Source organism: Clostridium sp. (assembly GCF_021443865.1).
GTDB lineage: Bacteria > Bacillota > Clostridia > Clostridiales > Clostridiaceae > Clostridium.
On record NZ_JABUTB010000048.1, the window covers coordinates 7,796 to 14,614 of the forward strand.

2 protein-coding genes are annotated in these 6,819 nt (G+C 29.1%); both read right to left on the reverse strand.

The features are described from left to right. On the reverse strand, nt 1-5,702 hold a 5,702-nt coding region (locus tag HUJ77_RS09670; RefSeq protein ID WP_291708379.1), incomplete at its 3' end, for a 5'-nucleotidase C-terminal domain-containing protein. Nucleotides 5,703-6,066: 364 nt separating this feature from the next. Continuing rightward, on the reverse strand, nt 6,067-6,819 hold a 753-nt coding region (locus HUJ77_RS09675; RefSeq protein ID WP_291708380.1), incomplete at its 5' end, for an LPXTG cell wall anchor domain-containing protein.

Here is a 6,819-nt window from a genome sequence, read left to right on the forward strand (position 1 = left end):
TCTATGCTTTCATTTATCTTTAATTCTGCTGATGTTTTATCTAAGCTTACTCCTGTAACTTTTATTTCTTCTGGCACTTGAGTTTTTTGAATTATAACTTTAATTTCTAGTTTTGTTAATTCACCTACACTATCTTTAACTTCATATACAACTTTATAACTACCTGCTTTATTTATATCTACAGTATTATTAATAATCTTTAACCATTCTGTTACATTTCCATCTTCATTATCTATTGCAATAACATCTTTTAATGGATCAAATTTATCTCCTAAATTTAAAGTAATGTCATTAGCCTTTATAATTGGTGCAGTATTTTTTCCTACATTAATTCTTCCTTCAATTGAATACTCTACATCACCTATCTCATTTATATAAGACTCTAAAGCTTCTTCTAATGATTTATATTCATTTAATGTTGGTACTTTAGAGAAGTTAGGATATTCATCTCCTCCAACTGCCATAAAATCATTTGTAGCAACAACATATACTTTATCCATATCTATTGGTTTTCCATTTATAGTTATTCCAACTATTCTATTTCCTACTTCTCTTGATTCATCAAATACAAAACTTAAACCTGAAACTTGTGGGAAATGTCCAGCTGATGATGGATAAGCTTTAATTCCATGTTCTAAAATCTCCTTAATTTGAGCTCCTTTTAGTGCTTTAGTAACTATATAATTTCCAAATGGAAGGACCTTCACTATTTCTCCCTTAGTGATTTCTCCTACATTTATACTATCACGTATTCCTCCACCATTAGTAATAGCTATTTCTGCACCTGTCTCATTTATCATAGCATCTGTAATTAAATTACCTAAATTTGTTTCGTGAGTTCTTGATAATTCTCTACTTCCTTCTAAATTAACCTTTGAATTTCCAACTACCCTTGATAAAAACTCATTTTGCTCTTCATCTATTTCTTTTATTTTATTAGTTACAATACTGTCTGCTTCAAAATTTAAAGTATCATCCTTAGTTATTAAACTAGCTTTTTTGCTAATTAAATTTTTAGAAGTATTATCTAATGTAATAACTACTTTACCTAAACTCTTTTCATATTCTCCTGTACTAACTATTAGTGTTCCATTTTTTGTAGTTATACCTTCTTTTAAAGTACTATGACTATGACCATCTATTATTACATCTATTCCATCAACAGAATCTGCTATCATAGTAGCTACTACTTGACTTGATTCATCTAATCCAATATGGGCTAAAGCAATTATAATATCTGCACCTTTTTCTTTTAATTCATTAACTTGTTCTTTTGCTGCTGCTATTGGATCTCTAAACGTTATTCCTATTACATTATTCGGATTAGTTTTATATGCTGTTTCTTCAGTAGATAGTCCAAATATACCTATTTTAACTCCATCTACTTCTTTAATAATATTCTTATCAATTAAAGAATCGTTTTTATTAAATGTATTAGCTGAAATTATAGGGAATCCATCTTCTCCTTCTTTTGCCAATTCTGCTAATTCTACCAATCTTTCATATCCATAATTGAAGTCATGATTTCCTGGTGTCATTGCATCATATCCTGCTAACTTCATTAAATTAATAATATCTGCACCTTTCTTTAGTGTTGCAAAAGGTAGTCCATGAAGAGTATCCCCTGCATCTAAAAGAAGTGAATTAGGTGTATTTTTCTTAATTTGAGATATAACATCTATTCCTATAGTATCTTTATCAACCTTTACTCTTCCATGAGTGTCATTTGTATGGAATAAAGTTATCTCTATATCTCTATTTTTTAACACTTTAATTTCTGCTGAATCCCTAACTCTTAATCTATGACCTTCAGGATCTTCAGATGCTAATCCTATTGCTGATACAGTATCCCCAACCTTAACTCTAGACTTCCATTCATCATCAATTCCAGGACTTTCACTACTTCTTATATATCCTTCTACATAAACTCTTGATTCACCTGAACCATCATCCACAAAAATATTTTGTCCTTGAATTCTAGTTACTTTTCCTTCTACCTTAACTAAAAGACCTTCTTTTTCTTCTAGCATACTATCTTTAGTTGAAAGTTTAGTAGCTTCAACTAAGTTTATACTTTCATCAATTATTTTCACATCTATATTTTCATTTTTTAATGCTATTTGTGCATCATTTAAATATGATGAAACTTTTCCTTTTATTCTAACCTTTTGACCAAGCTTTATATTTAAATTTGAAACTCCAAATACAGTTAATCCAGCTGTTTCATCTTGAATATATATTACGTCAAAGAATGAATTTCCAACCGCTGCTGCATTAGATGCTGCTGTTACATATCCTTCTACAAGTACAGTTTCACCAAATCTATCTGGTATATTATCATTATTACTATCTATTCTAACATCAGCTATTTTACTTAAAGGTATTTCAGGCACTGGTGATAATTCTTTTAACATCTTCTCAGTTATTTGATAATTAGAATAATCTAATCCATCCATTTCAAAATTTGAGAAGAATGTTGCACCAGATATAAATACTTTTGATCCACTATTTAAAGTTTCAACTGCTAGTCCTACAACTTTTCCTTTTTCAATTGTAACATTGTCTTTTTGATTATCTGAATCACTTCCATAAGTGGTTTCATGTCCTCTAACTAATACATCTATATTAGCCATATTATTTGGCATTACTAATGTTGAACCACTATAGAAACTATATTTCTTACTTGTGTCAATTCCATTTAACCAAGCGCTATCTGTGTTATAATTAGTGAAATATAATCTATATGCTTGTCCGCCATTATTATTATCATCAGTAGCTTGGTCATCATTAAATCTTATCTTCGCACCTATTGCTTCAAGTACTGAATTACCTTGGCTTGCATTTCCATATTCCCCAGTAGCATCTTTGTAGTCTGCCTTGGATGTTATTGCAACATTTCCACCTCTTTGTACAAATCTAGCTATTGCATCTAGTTCATCCTTATCATACTTATGTGGTTCTAATCCATAAGCTGTATTACTTGTACTTTGTGGATCTGATAATATTAGCAAGGATGCCTTTTCCAATACTTTATCAGTAATTTTTTCAGTATTAATTACAGCCTTAATATTATTTTGAGCCATTAAAGCAGTTAAAGTTGTAACTTTACCTGAATAATCACCAGTAACATATTGATTTTGATGTGCTCCATCTATAACTACTGTTGATACTTCATTTGATCCTAAAACATCAATATTAATTGAGGATGTAAACTCTTTTAGAGCACCATTAATTGTAGCAGACACCTTTACAGTAAAGGAATATTGTCCAGGATTATCAAACTTATATGGTAGTTTTGCAGTAAATGTTCCTCCTGCTGCTATGCTATTAATAATGTCTGACCTCATAGGTTCTACTTCATCATTTTTAAAATATTCAATTTTAATATTATTTACTGGGCTTCCTTCATTATTGTAAATATTAGTTTCTATATTAAAGTCTTCTTCAGCTAATAATACCTCTTTATCTTTATCAACTGTAGATATTCCAAAATTTTCTCTTTCTCCAACCCATACTGGTGCAGTTACAGCTATATCCCTATCACTTTGTTCTACTCTTACATAGTAATATGAACTTACTGATTGATCTAAAGAAAATTCCCACTTTTTATTAGTTGAATTTATATTGTCTATAGATTTTACAACTTTTCCGCCATCTCCAATAATAGATATTTTCTTTATATTGTCTCCGGCATCTTCATCTTCAACATTAATTTCGAAATCTAAATTATTTGTTTTAGGTAAAATTGTTCCCATAGTATTATTATTTACTTCATATGAAATTCTTAAATTTTCATCTTCAGTTGCATATACTCTCATATTTCTTATAGCATCATAAATTGAATCTCTTGTAAGATCTGAAGCTTCTATAACTGTTCTTCCTGTATTAGCATTTCCCCATTTACCTTTATGATTATCTTGATTATTACTTGGTGCTACATGCCACCCCTTATCTAGAGCCCTTGTATAATACTCATAAGAAGGAAAATATCCTGAACTTCTTATGTCTCCTTCACCATTTCCAACTTCAACTAAATTTATAACTTTATCTATTTCCTTATCATAATGAGCAAAATCACTAAAATCCCCAAATGTTTTTCCTGGATGATTAAATTGTGACAATGATTGTGGTTGTGTTTTTAAAGAATTATAATAGTTTTTAAGATCCATTTTACTATTACTTCTTGTTTCAAAACCTTCTGTATTAAAGGTATTCATATGTCCATAGCCACCAGTTGATCCAGACCATGTCATTTCATATCCATAGATTGCAATAAATTTTCCATCTTTATTATATTTATTTGCTGCATCTCTTCCAGTTTTCCACTTTGTACTAGCTGATCCATCTGCAATATTTGCTTTAGTATCATTATCAAACCAATTTGAATGATCTGTTATTGCTAAAAAGTCAACACCAGCTGTATTTTCTGCATATTTATACGCTTCATCTACAGTTCCTGTTCCATCTGATAAATTAGTATGAGAATGTAATTGTCCAAAAAATAAGTTTTTAGTTACTTCTCCTACCCTAAACTTCCATACTCTTTCAGAAGAATTCCCTAAAGAATCTTTTGCTTCAATTTTAACAGTATAATATCCATCTTCTAAATCTTCATTAACTTTATAACTAACTACATTGCCAGTAATGTTAGCGGTTACATTATTATCATTTAAATACAACTTTATTGAATCATTATTAACTCCTGATTCGTCAGTTAATGTAGCCTTAATTTCAGGTCTTCTTAAATTTCCTAAATTTTCATTTTCTCCTGGATAAATATCAGTTATTTCTGGTCCTTTTTTATCTGTAGCCTTATTTACTAAAATCTTAGTTTCAACAGATATGTTTTCTTTTACTGTTGATGTTACTTTTATAGTAGCTTCTCCTTCTTTGATTGCAGTGATATTGCCTTCATTATCAACAGTAACAAATTCTGGATTTAGGCTTTCAAATTTTATAGCTTTTTCAGTAGTATTTTCAGGTTCATATCCTACAGTTAACTTTTTAGTTTCTCCAATTTCCAAACTAATATTTTCATCAACTTTTAAAGCAGATAACTCGACTATTATTATACTTGATGAATAACTTGAATTTCTTGGTGTAGGTTCTTTACTATAAAAATCCTTTGAATTGTTATTTGTATCCCAACCATTTGTAACTCCATTACTAGAACCATCGTTATCTTTTCGCTGAGCGCTTGTACTATTAGAAATTACTGGTGCTGGTCCTTCACCTTCAAATACAGTAGAGTCAACTCCTAGATAATCCACTACACTGTTGTCTTTATCTAAAAGTTGTACTTTAAATCTTGCCCCCCCCATATTTATTGAACCAACATTATCTGGTGTAGGTAAGGCTTCAGTTCCACCAGTACCTTTACCTTGTTGAACTAAAAAGTATCCTTTTGCCTTTATTATCCCACTTAATTTAGTATTATTGGAACTCCCAAAATCTCCTGTTGCAGAAGCATATTGAACCTGCCATCCATCTATATTTATGTCTTGATCTGTTGGATTATATAATTCAATAAAATCATGAGTATACTTTGCTCCAGCATTTCCTCCCCCACCATAAGCTTCACTTATTACTACATATGAAGCTACTTCAGCTTTAACTTCCTTTACAGGAACTGTTATTAGTCCTAGCATCATAGTAAATGCTAAAAACGAACTTAAAAATTTGCTTTTTAACAGCTTTTTCATTTTCATCCCCCTAAATAATCTTTAATGGTATTATAATGTTAAATATAAAAACTATCTTCATACCCTCATATATCTACCCCCTTAAAGTGTCTAGATTTATTCTAGTAAATAAATTTACATTTACTACTACACTGGATTAAAGACATTGCGTATTATATTAATTCTAAAATTATGAGCTCTCTAATTTAGCATATTGGTTCAGCATTGTATTTATTCTATCATTACCAAAATTTATTTTCTGTCGCATTATATACTTTATATCTATAAAGTTTTCAAATAATTACCACAATTTTATACATTATATTTACTTAATATCTAATTAAATATAAAAAACTGCCGATAAAAATCGGCAGTCCATTTATATTTAATTAGTTTTAATTTTTTTATTTCTTGAAGTTATTATTATACTCCCAATCCCTACCATAATTATTGCTAAAATTAATAAATAACTTGGATTATTACCTCCTGTAGCTGGTAATGTTACTCCACTTTCATTTTTAACTTTTTCTGCAATTATAAACTTACTAAAATGAGATGTTTTAAATGTTACTTCATTTCCATTTATAGATGTTTCTAACTCCTCAAACTTTTTAGTACTTTCATTATAATAGAATACAGCTAAATTATTTTTATTTAATCCCTTTAAATCTTCATCTGATAACTTGATTTTTATAGTTGCAACTCCATTTTTAAAATTATGAATACTAGTTGATTCATTTCCATTTTTAACATATAAGTTAAATTCAAATACTTTTTTAACTCCTTTAATTCCAGAAGTAATACTTGTATCTTCACTAACCTTCATTTCAAAAATTATACTTGAACCCTCTTTTAATAAATCTTTATCTATTAAAGAGAATGGTAATGTTATAATATTTTCTCCATTTTTAATTTCTAAATATCCATTTCCAGATTTAATGGCTTCAATATCCTTTATTTCAAGTTTAATTTCATTTGATGGATTAGTTATTACTACTTCATTTTTACCATTAGGATTTTCTATTTTTTCTACTATATTTCCTTCTCCTGGTATTGTTGGTGTATTTGGATTAGTTGGATCTGTAGGTATTGTAGGTTTTTCTTCATTTTTCACAGTAATTTCACAAGAAGCTTCAAA